This is a genomic window from Limnospira sp., from assembly GCF_051859755.1.
In the GTDB taxonomy this organism is placed as follows: domain Bacteria; phylum Cyanobacteriota; class Cyanobacteriia; order Cyanobacteriales; family Microcoleaceae; genus Limnospira; species Limnospira fusiformis.
The window spans coordinates 1-14,852 of sequence record NZ_JBIMLI010000130.1 but is presented as its reverse complement, the minus strand read 5'-3'; the positions used below and the strand labels follow the sequence as shown (position 1 = coordinate 14,852).

General features: G+C 43.9%; 13 protein-coding genes. 7 read left to right on the top strand and 6 right to left on the bottom strand.

Going from position 1 to position 14,852, the window contains the following annotated elements; translation table 11 throughout:
• The first annotated feature begins 271 nt into the window (after positions 1-271).
• From ACTIE0_RS18835 to ACTIE0_RS18825, 3 genes are all read left to right on the top strand, one after another.
• Positions 272-1,429 (top strand): nucleotidyltransferase family protein, encoded by a 1,158-nt coding sequence (locus tag ACTIE0_RS18835; RefSeq protein WP_006622496.1) that lies wholly within the window; start codon positions 272-274, stop codon positions 1,427-1,429.
• Positions 1,430-1,445: 16 nt separating this feature from the next.
• Entirely contained in the window at positions 1,446-4,073 is a 2,628-nt protein-coding gene (gene priA / locus ACTIE0_RS18830; protein ID WP_006669432.1) for a primosomal protein N', read from the top strand.
• Between the two features lie 229 nt (positions 4,074-4,302).
• A complete protein-coding gene (locus ACTIE0_RS18825; protein WP_006622493.1) occupies positions 4,303-4,497 on the top strand; it encodes an NblA/ycf18 family protein in 195 nt (64 codons plus the stop codon).
• Between the two features lie 86 nt (positions 4,498-4,583).
• Here the strand turns inward: ACTIE0_RS18825 and ACTIE0_RS18820 are convergent, their stop codons facing one another.
• Both ACTIE0_RS18820 and ACTIE0_RS18815 read right to left on the bottom strand, forming a co-directional pair.
• The gene (locus tag ACTIE0_RS18820) at positions 4,584-5,015 is read right to left on the bottom strand and encodes an NUDIX domain-containing protein (RefSeq protein ID WP_006622492.1); all 432 of its coding nucleotides are present in this window, start codon (positions 5,013-5,015) and stop codon (positions 4,584-4,586) included.
• A 21-nt stretch (positions 5,016-5,036) separates the two neighbouring features.
• Positions 5,037-6,263: a bifunctional sterol desaturase/short chain dehydrogenase gene (locus tag ACTIE0_RS18815; RefSeq protein ID WP_006669433.1), complete on the bottom strand. Its 1,227-nt coding sequence runs from the start codon at positions 6,261-6,263 to the stop codon at positions 5,037-5,039.
• A 232-nt stretch (positions 6,264-6,495) separates the two neighbouring features.
• Between ACTIE0_RS18815 and ACTIE0_RS18810 the strand changes: the two genes are divergently transcribed.
• Positions 6,496-7,803, top strand: coding sequence for an ABC transporter substrate-binding protein (locus tag ACTIE0_RS18810; protein ID WP_006622490.1), 1,308 nt, complete (start codon positions 6,496-6,498; stop codon positions 7,801-7,803).
• A 26-nt stretch (positions 7,804-7,829) separates the two neighbouring features.
• Here the strand turns inward: ACTIE0_RS18810 and ACTIE0_RS18805 are convergent, their stop codons facing one another.
• The 3 genes from ACTIE0_RS18805 to ACTIE0_RS18795 all read right to left on the bottom strand — a co-directional run bounded on the left by ACTIE0_RS18805 (position 7,830) and on the right by ACTIE0_RS18795 (position 9,816).
• Positions 7,830-8,774, bottom strand: a complete 945-nt coding sequence (locus ACTIE0_RS18805) for a hypothetical protein (RefSeq protein ID WP_006622489.1) — start codon at positions 8,772-8,774, stop codon at positions 7,830-7,832.
• 187 nt (positions 8,775-8,961) lie between these two features.
• Positions 8,962-9,525, bottom strand: a complete 564-nt coding sequence (locus tag ACTIE0_RS18800) for a DUF697 domain-containing protein (RefSeq protein WP_006669434.1) — start codon at positions 9,523-9,525, stop codon at positions 8,962-8,964.
• Positions 9,526-9,639: 114 nt separating this feature from the next.
• Positions 9,640-9,816, bottom strand: coding sequence for a hypothetical protein (locus tag ACTIE0_RS18795; protein ID WP_006622487.1), 177 nt, complete (start codon positions 9,814-9,816; stop codon positions 9,640-9,642).
• 98 nt (positions 9,817-9,914) lie between these two features.
• On the opposite strand from ACTIE0_RS18795, the gene ACTIE0_RS18790 reads away from it, so the two are divergent.
• From ACTIE0_RS18790 to ACTIE0_RS18780, 3 genes are all read left to right on the top strand, one after another.
• Positions 9,915-11,354 (top strand): cytochrome ubiquinol oxidase subunit I, encoded by a 1,440-nt coding sequence (locus ACTIE0_RS18790; RefSeq protein ID WP_006669435.1) that lies wholly within the window; start codon positions 9,915-9,917, stop codon positions 11,352-11,354.
• Between the two features lie 84 nt (positions 11,355-11,438).
• A complete protein-coding gene (gene cydB, locus ACTIE0_RS18785; protein ID WP_006622484.1) occupies positions 11,439-12,452 on the top strand; it encodes a cytochrome d ubiquinol oxidase subunit II in 1,014 nt (337 codons plus the stop codon).
• Between the two features lie 110 nt (positions 12,453-12,562).
• Positions 12,563-13,486: a TraB/GumN family protein gene (locus tag ACTIE0_RS18780; RefSeq protein ID WP_006669436.1), complete on the top strand. Its 924-nt coding sequence runs from the start codon at positions 12,563-12,565 to the stop codon at positions 13,484-13,486.
• An 80-nt stretch (positions 13,487-13,566) separates the two neighbouring features.
• Here ACTIE0_RS18780 and ACTIE0_RS18775 read toward each other — a convergent pair whose 3' ends face one another.
• A complete protein-coding gene (locus ACTIE0_RS18775; RefSeq protein WP_008053234.1) occupies positions 13,567-14,436 on the bottom strand; it encodes a peptidoglycan recognition protein family protein in 870 nt (289 codons plus the stop codon).
• Positions 14,437-14,852 lie beyond the last annotated feature (416 nt).

Below are 14,852 nucleotides of genomic sequence, written 5' to 3'. Positions count from 1 at the left end.
ACTAAAGTCCCCCTGTCGCGTTTCCTCCCCGGTCTAAAGACACGGGGCTTCCACGCTCCCAAGAGGTTTACGTGAACGGGACCAGAGGGCTGACCGAGACTAAATGTGGATCAGGTCATTGTCTAAGTAGAACGGAAAACCATTAAGCAAACAGGGAAGATATTTAGCCAGGGGTTAAGCTCCCGCTGGCTGATCAACGAAGAATCCCTAGCCTAGCCTTTGTAGGCGGGGAGTGTTAAAGAATAAGAATAGCTGAGGGTAGAGTGTGAATATGAAAGCGATGATTTTGGCTGCTGGTAAGGGGACTCGTGTTCGCCCTATTACTTACACCATACCGAAACCATTAATTCCGATTCTCCAAAAGCCAGTAATGGAGTTTTTGGTAGATTTGCTGCGTCGCCATGGTTTTAAGGAAATCATGGTCAATGTGAGCCATTTGGCGGATGAAATTGAGAACTATTTTCGTGATGGTCAGCGGTTTGGGGTAGAGATTTCTTACTCATTTGAGGGGAGTATCGAAGATGGTCAACTGATAGGTAAGGCTTTGGGGTCTGCTGGAGGAATGAAAAAAATCCAGGACTTTAACCCATTTTTTGATGATACGTTTGTGGTGTTGTGCGGGGATGCCTTAATTGATTTAGACCTGAGTGAGGCGGTAAAATGGCATAAACAGAAAGGTGCGATCGCTACTGTAGTGATGAAATCTGTACCGAAAGATGAGGTTTCCAGCTATGGGGTGGTGGTTACGGATGAAATGGACAGGATTAGGGCTTTTCAGGAGAAACCATCTGTAGAAGAAGCTCTCAGCACCAGCATTAACACGGGGATTTATATCTTTGAGCCAGAGATATTTGACTACATCCCGTCTGGGTGCGAGTATGATATTGGTAGCCAACTGTTCCCCCATTTGGTGGAAATAGGCGCGCCCTTTTATGGGATTACTATGGATTTTCAGTGGGTAGATATTGGGAAGGTTCCCGACTACTGGCGGGCTATTCGCAGTGTGTTACTGGGTGAGGTGAAAAATGTGCCTATCCCAGGTAGAGAAGTGGCTCCGGGGATTTACACTGGGCTAAATGTGGCGGTGAATTGGGATAAAGTCCATATTGAAGGCCCGGTCTATATCGGTGGTATGACCCGCATTGAAGATGGTGCAACTATTATCGGTCCGACTATGATAGGTCCGAGTTGCTCAATATGTAGCAACTCCTATGTGAGTAATAGCGTGATTTTCGAGTATTCTCGGTTGGGGCGTGGGGTGCGCCTGGTAGACAAATTGGTGTTTGGTCGCTACTGTGTGGATAAGCTGGGAGCTTCGATTGATGTTCAGGCGGCGGCTTTGGATTGGCTGATTACTGATGCTCGACAGGCTGTGGGTGATCCCCCAGAAGAACATCAGGCGATCGCAGATATTCTCAGCACCTCATAACTTTTTGGTAGGTTGTATGCATAAATCTTCCGTGGTATTGTACGGGGGGGCAATCGAATCACCCTCTGTTTCCAGCAGGTTATTTCGGAGGTGCGACCCACTTCCCCTAAAACTGGCTGAAGGTGGTCTATCTTACGGTTCAGAAAATTGGGGCGGTAATGGTGACCATCAACTGGTTGAGGTTTTAGTGGATATACCCACCCTCCGCCAGACGGAAGACACGGAAGATATAGAACAACTTTATACCTACCAAGTGCCGCCTCACTTAGATATTATGCCGGGGGATATTCTCAGTGTCCCCTTTGGCGCTCAACAGATAGGGGCGATCGCCATTAGGTTAACATCAGAACTGCCAGAAAATCTGAGGGAACCGGGTAAGGCTACCTCTATCAAAGTGCGTCCCGTAGAAGATATCACTGTCAAGGGATTTTTCCCCCCCAATTATTGGCAATTACTACAACAGGTCGCCCAGTATTATCAAACCCCCCTAATTAAGGCGATCCGAACTGCCCTCCCCCCCGGACTCCTACGCCGTAGCCAGCGACGTATTCGTTTAGTTACTAATGCTATTCCAGACGGTGCTGAAGAGTTTTTGCAACCGAAAGCCCAAAGGATTTTACAACTTTTGCGCCAGTCAGCTACGGGAGACTATACCTGGCAGTATTTGCAACGACAAATTAAGGGAGGCTCTCGGGGACTACAGGATCTGATCAAACGGGGTTGGGTGGAAAGCTATCTCGAACCGCCGACACCACCGCGCCCTAAACTCAGACCAGCAATCACCCTAGTGATAGATTGGGTAGAGTTAGACTTTATAGACATAACCACCCGTCAGCGGGAAGTGCTGGAAATTTTGCGGCGGCGGGGTGGGGAAATGTGGGTAACTGATTTATTGCAAACCTGCAACACCAGTTCTAGCTTACTCAAAACTCTGGAGAAAAAGGGATGTGTAGTAATTGGCGATCGCGAAATTCTACGCACGGAACAGGGTATTTCGACAATAGCGGATCAGCCTTTATCTCTGACGGAACACCAACAACAAGCCTTAGACGTAATTTTGGGGTTATCTGGTTTTCATCAACTGCTGCTGCATGGTGTGACAGGTTCGGGCAAAACTGAAGTATATTTACAGGCGATCGCCCCCATTATTGACCAGGGTAAATCAGCCCTAGTCCTAGTCCCGGAAATCGGCTTAACTCCCCAACTAACCGATCGCTTTCGCGCGAGGTTTGGTGAGGTGGTGTTTGTCTATCATAGTGGTTTGTCAGAAGGTGAACGCTACGATACCTGGCGTAATATGATCCAAGGTACTCCCCAGGTAGTAATCGGAACGCGATCGGCAATTTTTGCCCCTTTACCCAATTTAGGCATAATTGTTCTCGATGAAGAACATGACAGCAGCTTTAAACAGGACCAGCCGCAGCCATGCTACCATGCTCGCACTGTGGCAGCGTGGCGGGCGGAACTGGAAAACTGCCCCTTAATTTTGGGTTCAGCCACTCCCGCCTTGGAAACTTGGCAGCATCATCGCCACAATCATAACCCATCCATTCATTATCTATCTTTACCTGAAAGGGTATTATCTCGCCCCCAGCCGCCGGTAGAAGTCGTTGATATGCGTCGGGAATTGAAGCAGGGGAATCGATCCATTTTCAGTAGAAGTCTACAATTGGCGATCGCCTCTTTGCGAGACAATAATCAACAGGGCATTTTATTCATCCACCGTCGCGGACATAGCACCTTTGTTTCCTGTCGCAGTTGTGGCTACGTCATGGAATGTCCCCGTTGTGATGTTTCTCTCTCCTATCACCACATTCACGCCGAAGCTATCCCATACTTACGCTGTCACTACTGCAACCATTCCCAATCCTACCCCCAACGCTGTCCCCAGTGTGACTCTCCCTATTTTAAACATTTTGGCAGTGGGACCCAACGAGTCGCCCAGGAATTAACCCGCCTTTTTCCAGAATTGCGGTTTATCCGTTTTGACAGTGACACCACCCGCACCAAAAATGCCCATAGAATTCTTTTAACTCAGTTTGCTAACCGGGAGGCTGATTTATTAGTTGGTACTCAAATGCTCACCAAAGGTTTAGACTTAGACTCTGTAGGGCTGGTGGGTATTGTCTCCGCTGATGGACTTCTGCACCTGTCCGACTACCGCGCTAGTGAACGTGCTTTCCAGACTTTGCTACAGGTAGCCGGACGTGCGGGACGTGGTAACGACCCCGGACAGGTAATTCTCCAAACCTATACCCCCGAACATCCCGTCGTCGAAGCCGTCCGAAACCATGCTTATCAGTCTTTTGTGGAAACCGAGCTACAACACCGCTCAGAGCTTAATTATCCCCCCTCTGGTGGCTTGATTTTACTCCGGTTAAGGGGTTATGATGCGATCGAGGTTGAACAAACCGCCCACCGTATCGCCTCTGAGTTAAGTTCTGAGCTGCTTCCGGGAACTTGCGAACTGTTGGGACCCGCACCCGCTCCCATTATGCGTGTTGCTAATCAATACCGCTGGCAGATTTTATTAAAATTCCTCCCCGGTCAGACTACCCCCACTCCCTCTCTGGCTGCTTTGGCTAAAAAATGCCCCCCCTCTGTTCGCTTCTCCATTGATGTTGACCCTCTCAGTTTCGGTTAACTATTGCCACTTATCCCCCCACAGCCATAGTTTTTTCTCAACTATCCAGTCATCTCGTATCGTGGATGACAAATTTTTGGGTTAGATCTGTTATGGTAAATCCAAAGATTTGGGTATATTAAGGTAGGCACTTTGTCAAATAATTGTTATAATTCGTAATAATTTCCGGGACAAGGGTGGCCATCCTAGAAAATTAACCCAAACCCACTTTTAAGGAGTTCACGTCATCATGGAACCTAGTAGCTTATCTTTGGAACAACAATTCAACCTGTCCTCATTTAGAATGCAGGTAAACCAAATGAGCCGGGAACAAGCCCAGGAGTTTTTGGTTAATCTTTACGAACAAATGTTGGTTAGGGAAAATATGTATCAGCACTTTCTCAAGTATCAGTGGGGCTTAGAACCCAATTCCGGTGCTGAGTAAGTGGATATTACCTCGATATTAGTTGGCCACCTCTGTCTCTTACTTTCTTTTTCTGACAAGAAGCGAGTTGGGGGTAGTTGGGTGACTCACATTAGCCTGGGTCGGAGTCCAAAATGGCGAAATTGCAGATAGTCTTGTAAAATGCGATCGTGGTCAAAGCATAGATTCTGTGGAATGCACCAAGGCTCAAAGATGTCTAAATTTTGGGCATCATCAGCCGCCTGGGGTTCTCCCTTCGCCGTAGCGATAAATACCACAGCTAGGGTATGTTGGCGAGGGTCTCGGTTAGGGTCTGAGTAAACATGGAACTGTTGAATCAAGGTGACATCTAGCCCCGTTTCTTCTTTGGCTTCTCTGGTGGCTGCGGTTTCTACTGACTCGCCGTAGTCTACAAATCCTCCGGGAATAGCCCAGCCTAATGGGGGATTTTTTCGGTCTATTAATACAATCGGTCGCGATCGCCGATCTATAAGTTCGATGATGATATCTACTGTCGGCGCGGGATTACGATAGCTCATTGGATTGATGATAAAATGGATCTAGGTATGCTGAGATTTGCTAAATAACCTGAAATAGCTAGAAACCAAAAACTCTTTAATCGGGATAGCCACAAATGTTATAGGGTTAATGGTGACAATAATCGTTCTCACGTTGGACTTGGCTTGTTTGATAATTTGCTTCGCTACCCAGTCGGCTGACATCACCCCAATGGGGTTAAGATTACTTTTAAAAGGCCCTAAAATCAGCTTGCGAATCACACAGGGAGAGTCGAGGCGGCGTAATGTGACTAAATCCCCTAAAGTGCGTTTACTGAGTTCATAAAGAGGACTAAAGGCGGGGCTAACTTCTGCCTCGGAAGTATTGACCCAGACCTCCTTGCGGGCGATATCTGTGTTGGTGCGAACGGTTTTTAAAAACAATTCTAAGAGTCGCCAACTGGAGAAAGTATTGATTTCGTAGGATTTGCCGATCGCCTCTGGGGTTCGTTCCCCGTGTACATTAATACCATGATTGATAATCAGGATATCTACGGTTTCTAACAGATTCGCTAACTGTTCCTCTTCTCCTACTTGCCAGGTGATAGTTTTTAGGGGTAATTCTTGCTGGTCAATGGTGAGGGTGATAGTTTGGGAAGTTGATGATAAAGCGATCGCCTTCGCCCCAGAGTTGTGGAGGTGTTTAAGTAGCGCGCGCCCTAAACTCCCAGAAGCGCCAGTCACCGCCACTGTTTTACCTTTTAGAGAAAGTCCTGTTCCCATAATTTTATCTAAAACCGTGAGAGTTCCGCAAAAGTAGGCATTTTGGTTATCAAAATGGTGTCGCCAGTGATAAGATGGGTTCACCAATAACCGCGACGGTGGCTGAGAAAAATTACCCGGAAGGTGGGTTAAATCAGTGAGTGTGTCCGCGTGGGGAACTCCTGAACCTCTAGCGATCGCAGGCAGTAGAAAGCCGAGGGTGTAAACTGAACCCGTCAGCGTCAACCAGTGAGGATCTCCTGTTAGTCCATAGATACCCAACCAAAACCCCAGACTGAATACTAACATAACCATCGCCTCTGGCACATCATTATACCAGTGGGCTTTCCGATAAATCTCCTCACTTTTAATGCTATAGTCGGGACGAAATACCCGATGATGCCAAGAATGGAGGCGATACAGGGGTTGCCAAACATGGGCGAGGGCGTGGTAGGTGTCTCGGACTAATTCTACCCACACCACCGAAGCTACTACCCAAACTGTATTTATGATCACTAGCGTTAGCATAAACTTAGAGTTTCAGACCTCATTGGTTTTGTTAAAATTTACCATTTAGCATTGTATATGCCAAAGGGCTGTTAAATGTTTGAAACTTCCAGAAAATCTCGATTCTGGGAGTTGGGCTGGTTATCTCTAGCCGAAATGGAGGGTTAGACACCTTCCCCCTCTGGCTGGATGCAGATGGTTATCTGAATAATAGTGTATACTGGGTTATTTATTCTAGTTTGATATAAATGATATGGGTTCAAAGACCTGGAAACGGTTTATAGGTTGGGCTTTGTTGGGTTTGCTGTTGACTTGGGGGGTTAGTTGCGCCTCCCCAACTGCTGATCAAAGCGATCGCCGTGAGGTGGAGTTTTGGACAATGCAGCTTCAACCTCAGTTTAATGACTATTTTAATCAGTTAATTGCTAACTTTGAAAATGATAACCCCGAAGTCAAAATTCGCTGGGTAGATGTACCTTGGTCAGCTATGGAGAGTAAAATCTTGGCGGCGGTGTCCGCCCAAACTGCGCCCGACCTGGTGAATTTAAACCCCGATTTTGCCTCTATGTTGGCGGGTCGCGATGCTTGGTTAAATTTGGATGAACACCTATCCGAAGAAGTGCGATCGCTATATTTACCCAATATCTGGGAAGCTAATATGATCCAAACCTGCGACGGTGATAATTGTCAGAATCGCACCTTTGGCATTCCCTGGTATTTGACTACCCAAATTGTCATTTATAATCAGAATTTACTCAATCAAGCCGGTCTGGAAAATCCCCCCACCACCTATGAGGAAGTCGCTACAGTTGCCCAAACTATTCGCGAGAGAACCGGAAAATATGCCCTATTTGTTTCCTTTGTACCCACCGACTCCGCCCAAGTTTTACAGTCCTTAGTTCAGATGGGGGTCCAGTTGGTTGATAATAATAGAAGGGCTGCTTTTAATACTCCCGAAGGTCGCGCCGCCTTTCAATATTGGGTTGATTTATATCAACGGGATCTGTTACCCAGAGAAGTCTTAACTCAGGGACATCGAAGGGCGATCGAATTGTATCAAGCTGGGGAAATTGCCCTATTGACCACCGGACCTCAATTCTTTAGGGCGATCGCAGAAAATGCCCCCGATATCGCCAAAGTTTCCGCACCATCTAGCGCTATTACTGGCGAAACTGGTAAAATCTCCGTGGCTGTCATGAACCTAGTTATCCCCCAAAATACTCGCCACCCAGAAGATGCCATAAATTTTGCCTTATTTGTGACTAATAGTGCTAATCAATTAAACTTTGCTAAAGCATCAAACGTCATCCCTTCCAGTATTGAAGCATTAGAAAATCCCTTCTTTCAAAACATCCCCGCAGATGCCACACCCCAAGACCAAGCCAGGAAAATTAGCGCCCAACAGATGACAAACGCTCAAGTTTTGATTCCCCCCCTAGAAGACATCAAAGAATTGCAAAGCATTATTTACAACAATTTGCAAGCAGCCATGTTAAATCGAAAAACTGTTGATCAGGCGATCGTAGATGCTGAAACAGATTGGAATCGGCGCTTAAATTAAGCCTTTAAGTTCAACTAAACCCAACTTTATCTAGGGTGGTTGCTATTCTCATATTCCCTTAAACAACCACCCCATTTTATTCCTATATCCCCTAATAAGCCATGTAAATTATTCGGAATCATCCCAGCCAATGAACCTTCTTGCTGCACTAACTCTTGTAGTTCATTTAATCCCTTCATCACCTGATTTTTAACCTCTTGAATTTCCTCGCTAATTTTAACCGAAAGTTGCTGTTTTTCCCGAATTTTATCCTGCCTTTTTTCGTTCCATGTATATATTTTATTATTAGTCTGTGTGTCTAAATCTTGGCAATTTTTTTTAATCACATTTATCTGATGTTGTAAATTAGTCAATTCCTGGTTAAGTCCTTGTTTACGTCCTTGATTTATTGCATATAATTGTTGCAGTTGATAGTTATGATGATAAAAGCCTTCACTATCATCTATCTCTATCTCTAGCCTGAGAATACTGCATTCAATCATATTTTTTTGCTGTTCCAAACTTTTGATATTTTGGAGATTTTTGGAAAGAGACTCAACCAACACTCTTTTCGCATCATTAATATTTTCCGAGAGTTTCCTAATGTCCTGTTCAACCCTACCTTTTCGGCTTTCCAGATAATTAGGATTTTGTAAATCCAGAACCCTGTTAATTTGGGTATATATATCATCAACAATTGTATTAAATAACTGTAATTTTGCGCGCCGTATCTCATCTTTATCATTGGGAATAGTCCCATTATCAGCCGCCTTAATTTCCCTCAAATAATTTCTAACCACACCCATCAGCATATCATTAGTCTGGTTTTTAAAAATCCTATAATACTCACCAGACAAACGATTTCTCTTCAGTAAATCATCATAATCAGTGCATTCATGGCGCGCGCGATCCAGACCTTTAGACTGCTTCAGTATTTCTAAAACCGCCTGTGGCGAAGTAGTAAGTTTAGCTTTAGGAATATGATAAAACATACTATATAGCACTCCTAAATAAGTGTAAAAATTAGGCTATCTTTAGACCATAGTAGTGCATCGTGATAATTAAGAAACCCAGTTTCTCCCGTCTGCTGAAAAATAGGGGGGAAACATGACCAGAAACCGGGTTTCAGAAACCGTCATTATTTAACCAGCCAGTTAATTAACCCCGATACAATATTCCCTAAATCCGAGATAATAGTTCTTGTTTTTTCGCTTGAAATTCCTCCTCACTCAAGACACCTTGCTGCTTCAATTGACCCAATTTCTCTAAAGTTTGATAGATATTAGCCGCCTCATCAGCCTTGTCTTTTTCCAGGTCAGAAACATAGTTTTTTCCCTTTTCAAAAGCCGAGTCATAAGCCCATTTAACCTCTTCTTCCGCAAAATTATTCAGAGACCCACCACTAGAAAAATGGTTAATAGCAACCTGTCCCACCGCATAGGTAGAAGCCCCAGAAGTCAAAGCCATTGAAGTTCCACCAATTAACGAACCAATACCCGGAATTGCCTTAATGAAACTAGAACCCAAACGAGCAATAGTTGTACCTGTTAATGCCGAAACAAATGCTTTTCCCGTACTAACAGAATAGTTGACTCCATACAGTTTAGCAAGTTCTTGTAGCATTTCCATTTGAATAGCAGTAACAGCCATAAAATCCACTATGGGGATAGGGATTAATCCACCTCCCATTGACCAGAGGACGTGATTGCGAATAATAGCTTCTGCTTGCGTTTTTTTACTCATTAGGAGTACCTGGTAAACAATAATGATTTGGGGGGCGCTTCGGGAGATGTTGCCAAAACGACCCTCTTTTATTTTACCCTTTCCCAAACTATTGAAAATTGCTAATAAATCAATCTATAGCCCCCCTAAAGCCCAGCCAGTCCAGTTTTTCAGCCACATTAGCCAGCGCCTAGGTGTCACCGCCTTAACAAAAATTAACAAACTCATTTTTCCTGGACTAGCAACCTTTTTGGCATTTCCCAGAGTCTCAAATTGGGCTTGCTTACAGCCAAGGACAGCATAATCAATCATAATTATCAAGCTATAATTGATAACTAGACATTCCTAGTCGTCCCCTATTCAAGTAGTAGGGAATAATCCGATAACATTGTTAAAACGGAGAGAAAAGCGTGGATATTCTATCCAACACCGTGGCACTGTCCCGAATGCAATTTGCACTGACAGCCATCTTTCATATGTTGTGGCCAGTTCTTACTACCGGGCTAGGTATCTACCTAGTTATTATTGAAGGACTATGGCTAAAAACTCGCAACCCAGACTACTATTATCATGCCAGATTTTGGTCTAAATTTTACGTCCTTAACTTCGGAATAGGTGTCGCTAGTGGCATTCCTATGGAGTTTCAATTTGGCACGAATTGGGCTCCTTTATCAGAGGCTATTGGTAACTTTTTTGGCAGTGTAATTGGCTTCGAGGCTTCCTGGGCGTTTATGCTAGAAGCGGCTTTTTTGGGAATTATGGTGTTTGGTTGGGAGCGCGTCAACCCTATTATTCACTTTGTTTCCACGATTCTTGTGGCTTTTGGCGCTAATCTTTCAACCTTTTGGATTTTGTCGGCTAATTCCTGGCTACAAACCCCGGCGGGAGTGGAAATGGTGGAGGGGAAATTTATCGTGCTTGACTATTTTCAAGCTATCTTTAATCCCTTCATGTTAAATAGCTTTCTGCATATGTTCTTCGCAACATTAGAAACATCGCTATTTGTGATTGGTGGTATTAGTGCTTGGTATATCCTCAAAAAACGGCATCATCAGTTTTTCTCCAAATCTCTGAAAATTGCGATCGCAGCTACTATCGCTGTCGCACCTATGCAGCTTTATATCGGACATTTGAGTGGCGAACAAGTTTATCACTACCAACCTACTAAATTAGCCGCTATGGAGGCGCAGTGGGAAACTATCCCCGCTGGACAGTCTGCTGATTGGAGTTTGTTGGCTTTTCCTAACCCCCAGACCCAAAAAAATGATTGGGAAATTACTATCCCGAATGGTTTAGGGTATATTCTCGAATTTAAAAAAGAATTATCCGAACCTGTCTTGGGTTTAAAAGAGTGGAAACCAGAAGATAGACCGCGTTTATTGGGTTTGATTTACTACTCTTTTCGGATTATGATTGCTATTGGTTTCTTTCTGGCTGGACTCATGGCGGTCACCGTTATTCAGTGGTTACGGGGGAAACTTTCAGCGGACAATATTACTCAACAGGGTTGGTTAATGTGGGGTTGGATTATTTCTGCACCTCTGGGTTATATTGCGGTTGAGGCTGGCTGGACTGTGCGTTGTGTAGGACGACAACCTTGGACGGTTTATAATGAAATTCGCACGGTTGATGCTGCTTCTAATTTACCCCCGGAAAATGTGTTAACTACTTTGGTTGGTTTCGCTGTGGTTTATAGTTTGCTGTTGGTGGCGGCGATTTATTTTGGGAGTCGAATTATTCGCCGTGGTCCGAATTTGGAGTTGGCTATTCCTGGTGGAGTTCGCCCGGCTTTTGATACTAGCCCCGGTCAGTTTTCCCCGGACGAAAGACCAGCAGAAACTCAAGGTTAACTCTGGTTTTATCTTACCCGAAAATTAGGGGCGATCGCTACATCGCCCCACTCATCATCAAGTCATCATCCCGGAGAAGAATTAATGGAAACTTTGCAATATTTACTCCCTCAAGTCTGGTTTGGAATTTTGGCTTTATTCCTGTTTTTGTATGTGATGCTAGATGGCTTTGATTTGGGGGTTGGAATTTTGTCTATCACTTCCTCTAGCGAAAAACGCCGCAGCATCCTGATGACCAGTCTCAGTAATATTTGGGATGCTAATGAAACCTGGTTAGTGTTGATGGGGGGTAGTCTATTTGGCGCATTTCCTCTGGCTTATAGCACTATTCTTAGCGCCCTATATGTGCCGATTTTCGTGATGATTTTTGGCTTAATTTTTAGGGCTGTAGCCTTTGAATTTCGCGAACAAGCGACTAATAAGTTATTCTGGAATTTTGCTTTTGGGGCGGGTAGTTTTTTGGCGGCTTTGGGTCAAGGTTTCGCCCTCGGTGGGGTTCTGGAAGGGATTAGGGTTGATGCTAACGGTCATTTTATTGGCACCACTTGGGATTGGTTACGTTTCCCGACTATAGTAGTAGCATTAACTTTGATTCAAGGATATGTTTTGATTGGGTCTACCTATCTAATTTGGAAGACTGAAGGCGAGTTACAAAAAACTCACTATAAAACGGCTAAACTGGCGGCTATTACTACTTTAATTGGCGCGATTTTAATCACTGTGGTAACGCCGATTTTTTATGAATCAGCACGCGATCGCTTATTTTCTCAACCCCTAGTTTATATCTTTTCCCTAATTCCAATTTTGGGAATAGTGCTAATTGGCTTATTACTCAGAAGTATCACCCGTCAGGAAGAAAGAACCCCATTTATCTGGACAATTTTAATTTTTGTCCTCACTTTTTTGGGATTAGCAATGGTCGTTTTTCCCTATATTATCCCCCCAACAATTACCATTTATCAAGCTGCGGCTGACCCCAGTTCAATGGTGGTTATGATTATTTTTGTCGGCGCTTTAATTCCGGTCATGTTGTTTTACAACATTTATCAATATTTTGTCTTTCGTGGGAAAGTTACCGAGGCGGCTTATGAGGAATAGTCCCTAAATCCCTAGGGAGTGTCTCACTCCCTATATAAAAATACCCTAATTATACCAGATACCCCGACCAACCTTTATAATAACCATGAAATCATATTAATTTGTTAATTATGCCAAAATCCATCAAGTCCCTGTTTTTAACTACTTTGGGAAAATTAGTAACCACGGGTCTAATTACTGCGTTGGTGGTGATTTATGTTTCCCAGGTGACACATTTACACGCGGCGGAGTCTAAACACTTCCTCTGGTCTGTAGAAACTCCCCAAAATCAAGTTTATTTTTTGGGTTCTATTCATGTTTTGAGTGCAGATGATTATCCTTTACCCCAGGTAATGAATGATGCTTTTAATCAGGCTGATAATGTGGTATTTGAACTGAATATCAATGACCTAGAAAGTCTGGAAAGCCAAGCGATTATGCTAGAGATAGCTACGCCGCCAGATGGTAAAACCTTGCTAGATCTAATCAGTGATGAAACTTATCATCTGGTTCAAAAAACCATGGAAAAGTTGCAATATCCTATCCAAATATTTACGAATTTTAAGCCGTGGTTTGTGTCGATGTCTTTGATGTCGTTACAACTGCAAAATCTGGGTTTTGACCCGCTTTATGGTGTGGACAGATACTTTTTTGAGCAAGCGATCGCCCAAGACAAAACCATCATGAGTTTAGAAACCATGAGGGATCAACTCAAGATATTTGATAGTCTGTCCTGGGAACAACAGGATGAGATGCTAAGACAAACCCTCCAAGAAATTGACACCTTAGAAGACTCATTTCAACAAATGCTACAGGCTTGGAAGTCGGGAGATAAACAGACTTTAGAAGATTTGATAATTACTGGCTTTAAAGATTATCCAGAGTTGGGAAATCGTCTTTTTCGCGATCGCCACCTCAAATGGATGACCGAAATACAGAATTTTTTACAAGATGATAAAAACTATTTGGTAGTAGTTGGTGCTGGTCATTTAGTGGGAGAAGATGGTATCGTCCAAATGTTGCGCGACCAAGGTTATTCAGTCCAACAACAATAACCACAGATCAGGAAATTAAAAAAGCGGGTAGTTAACCCGCCCAATCAACCATTAACTATTGAGAGTCAATCAAACCCCAATTATCCTTGATAACCCGGAACCCGACAACCAATGATAATTTCCTGGGTTCTGGGATAATTATTGAGAAGTTGATAAAAAAGCTGTGAATTAAAACTTCTGGGGTCAGATCTATGACCAGATCTATCAACAGCTTGATGGGTAGTAATGCGGTCATTAGGAACCCCCGTCCGCGAAACTAACCAAGCCAAAGACTGATATTGAGCCATGGTATATCCACTGTGGCTAGAACCGTTATTCATGCCATCTGGTGGTGTTTCCAGGGAAACATGATAAGCAAAATTATTGACAGAAGCGGGATATTTAGGATGAGTCCTGACTGCTTCTTCACCGCGACTACCAACAAACACAGAATTTCCGGCACCAAAAGCCCTTAAATCGGGAGGGACAATATAAACAATATCTCCATTGAGGGTAATTAAGGTATGGTAACTGGCCTGATTATCTTCGGAAGTGTGGCGGGTGCGGAAAAAATTAATGGCATTTTGACTGGTGGTAACAGTTTCGTGGAGGACAATAATTGGCTGATTATTGTTCAGTTGACCATTAATATCATAGACAAACCGTTGGCCGTAGTTAGTCTGATTGGCGATCGCCTGATATTCTTGAGGAGTATGGCCAGAGGAACTTTGAGCAGTTAAGGGACGACGAAACCGCGTCAAAGGTGCTGGTTGTTCAATAGGGGGACCCACCTGGGTAGAAGCCACAGCCACATTAGTAGTAGGTCTAACCCCACAGGTAGGCTGCAATTCTAAAGTAACATTAGCCACTTCCTCGGCTACCACCAGTCTCCCAGTAGACAAAAACATAGGAACCGCCAAAGCCACCACAAACATGATCAACAGCAAAACCGGGGTAAATTTTAACTTCATCTAAACAACCGCAAACCATGAATAAGGGAATTTTCAACAGTTTAATCCAAATATTCAGGATAAGCGATCGAGATCTTAAAGTTTGCCTAAAGGCTGAACCGGAAACTCCGTTGAGTTCAGGCTGAGTCCATATCGATACTTTAGCCTTGGCTTCTATTTTAGGGAACTGTTGGGAGCCAGAATTTAATCCAAGATTTGCTTGACATCTTAGGACAATAAGGTACAATACCTCAAAAGATTCGCAACTCAATAATGAGTATACGGTCAAACCCCAGACCATGCCAAATTTCCTTGACGACATACTCATCAAGTCGGATTCTTCATGGTAAAATCAAACCATGGTGCGAGACGTTTAGGAGTCAAATAAGGCTGCAATGCCTGAAATAACCTCCTAGTGGGACTTTCACCCCTTGGTG

Excerpts from the sequence above, each read along its gene's own strand:
- ACTIE0_RS18835 (WP_006622496.1), top strand. The coding sequence starts at position 272 with ATGAAAGCGATGATTTTGGCTGCTGGTAAGGGGACTCGTGTTCGCCCT.
- priA (WP_006669432.1), top strand. The coding sequence starts at position 1,446 with ATGCATAAATCTTCCGTGGTATTGTACGGGGGGGCAATCGAATCACCC.
- ACTIE0_RS18825 (WP_006622493.1), top strand. The coding sequence starts at position 4,303 with ATGGAACCTAGTAGCTTATCTTTGGAACAACAATTCAACCTGTCCTCA.
- ACTIE0_RS18820 (WP_006622492.1), bottom strand. The coding sequence starts at position 5,015 with ATGAGCTATCGTAATCCCGCGCCGACAGTAGATATCATCATCGAACTT.
- ACTIE0_RS18815 (WP_006669433.1), bottom strand. The coding sequence starts at position 6,263 with ATGCTAACGCTAGTGATCATAAATACAGTTTGGGTAGTAGCTTCGGTG.
- ACTIE0_RS18810 (WP_006622490.1), top strand. The coding sequence starts at position 6,496 with ATGGGTTCAAAGACCTGGAAACGGTTTATAGGTTGGGCTTTGTTGGGT.
- ACTIE0_RS18805 (WP_006622489.1), bottom strand. The coding sequence starts at position 8,774 with ATGTTTTATCATATTCCTAAAGCTAAACTTACTACTTCGCCACAGGCG.
- ACTIE0_RS18800 (WP_006669434.1), bottom strand. The coding sequence starts at position 9,525 with ATGAGTAAAAAAACGCAAGCAGAAGCTATTATTCGCAATCACGTCCTC.
- ACTIE0_RS18795 (WP_006622487.1), bottom strand. The coding sequence starts at position 9,816 with ATGATTGATTATGCTGTCCTTGGCTGTAAGCAAGCCCAATTTGAGACT.
- cydB (WP_006622484.1), top strand. The coding sequence starts at position 11,439 with ATGGAAACTTTGCAATATTTACTCCCTCAAGTCTGGTTTGGAATTTTG.
- ACTIE0_RS18780 (WP_006669436.1), top strand. The coding sequence starts at position 12,563 with ATGCCAAAATCCATCAAGTCCCTGTTTTTAACTACTTTGGGAAAATTA.
- ACTIE0_RS18775 (WP_008053234.1), bottom strand. The coding sequence starts at position 14,436 with ATGAAGTTAAAATTTACCCCGGTTTTGCTGTTGATCATGTTTGTGGTG.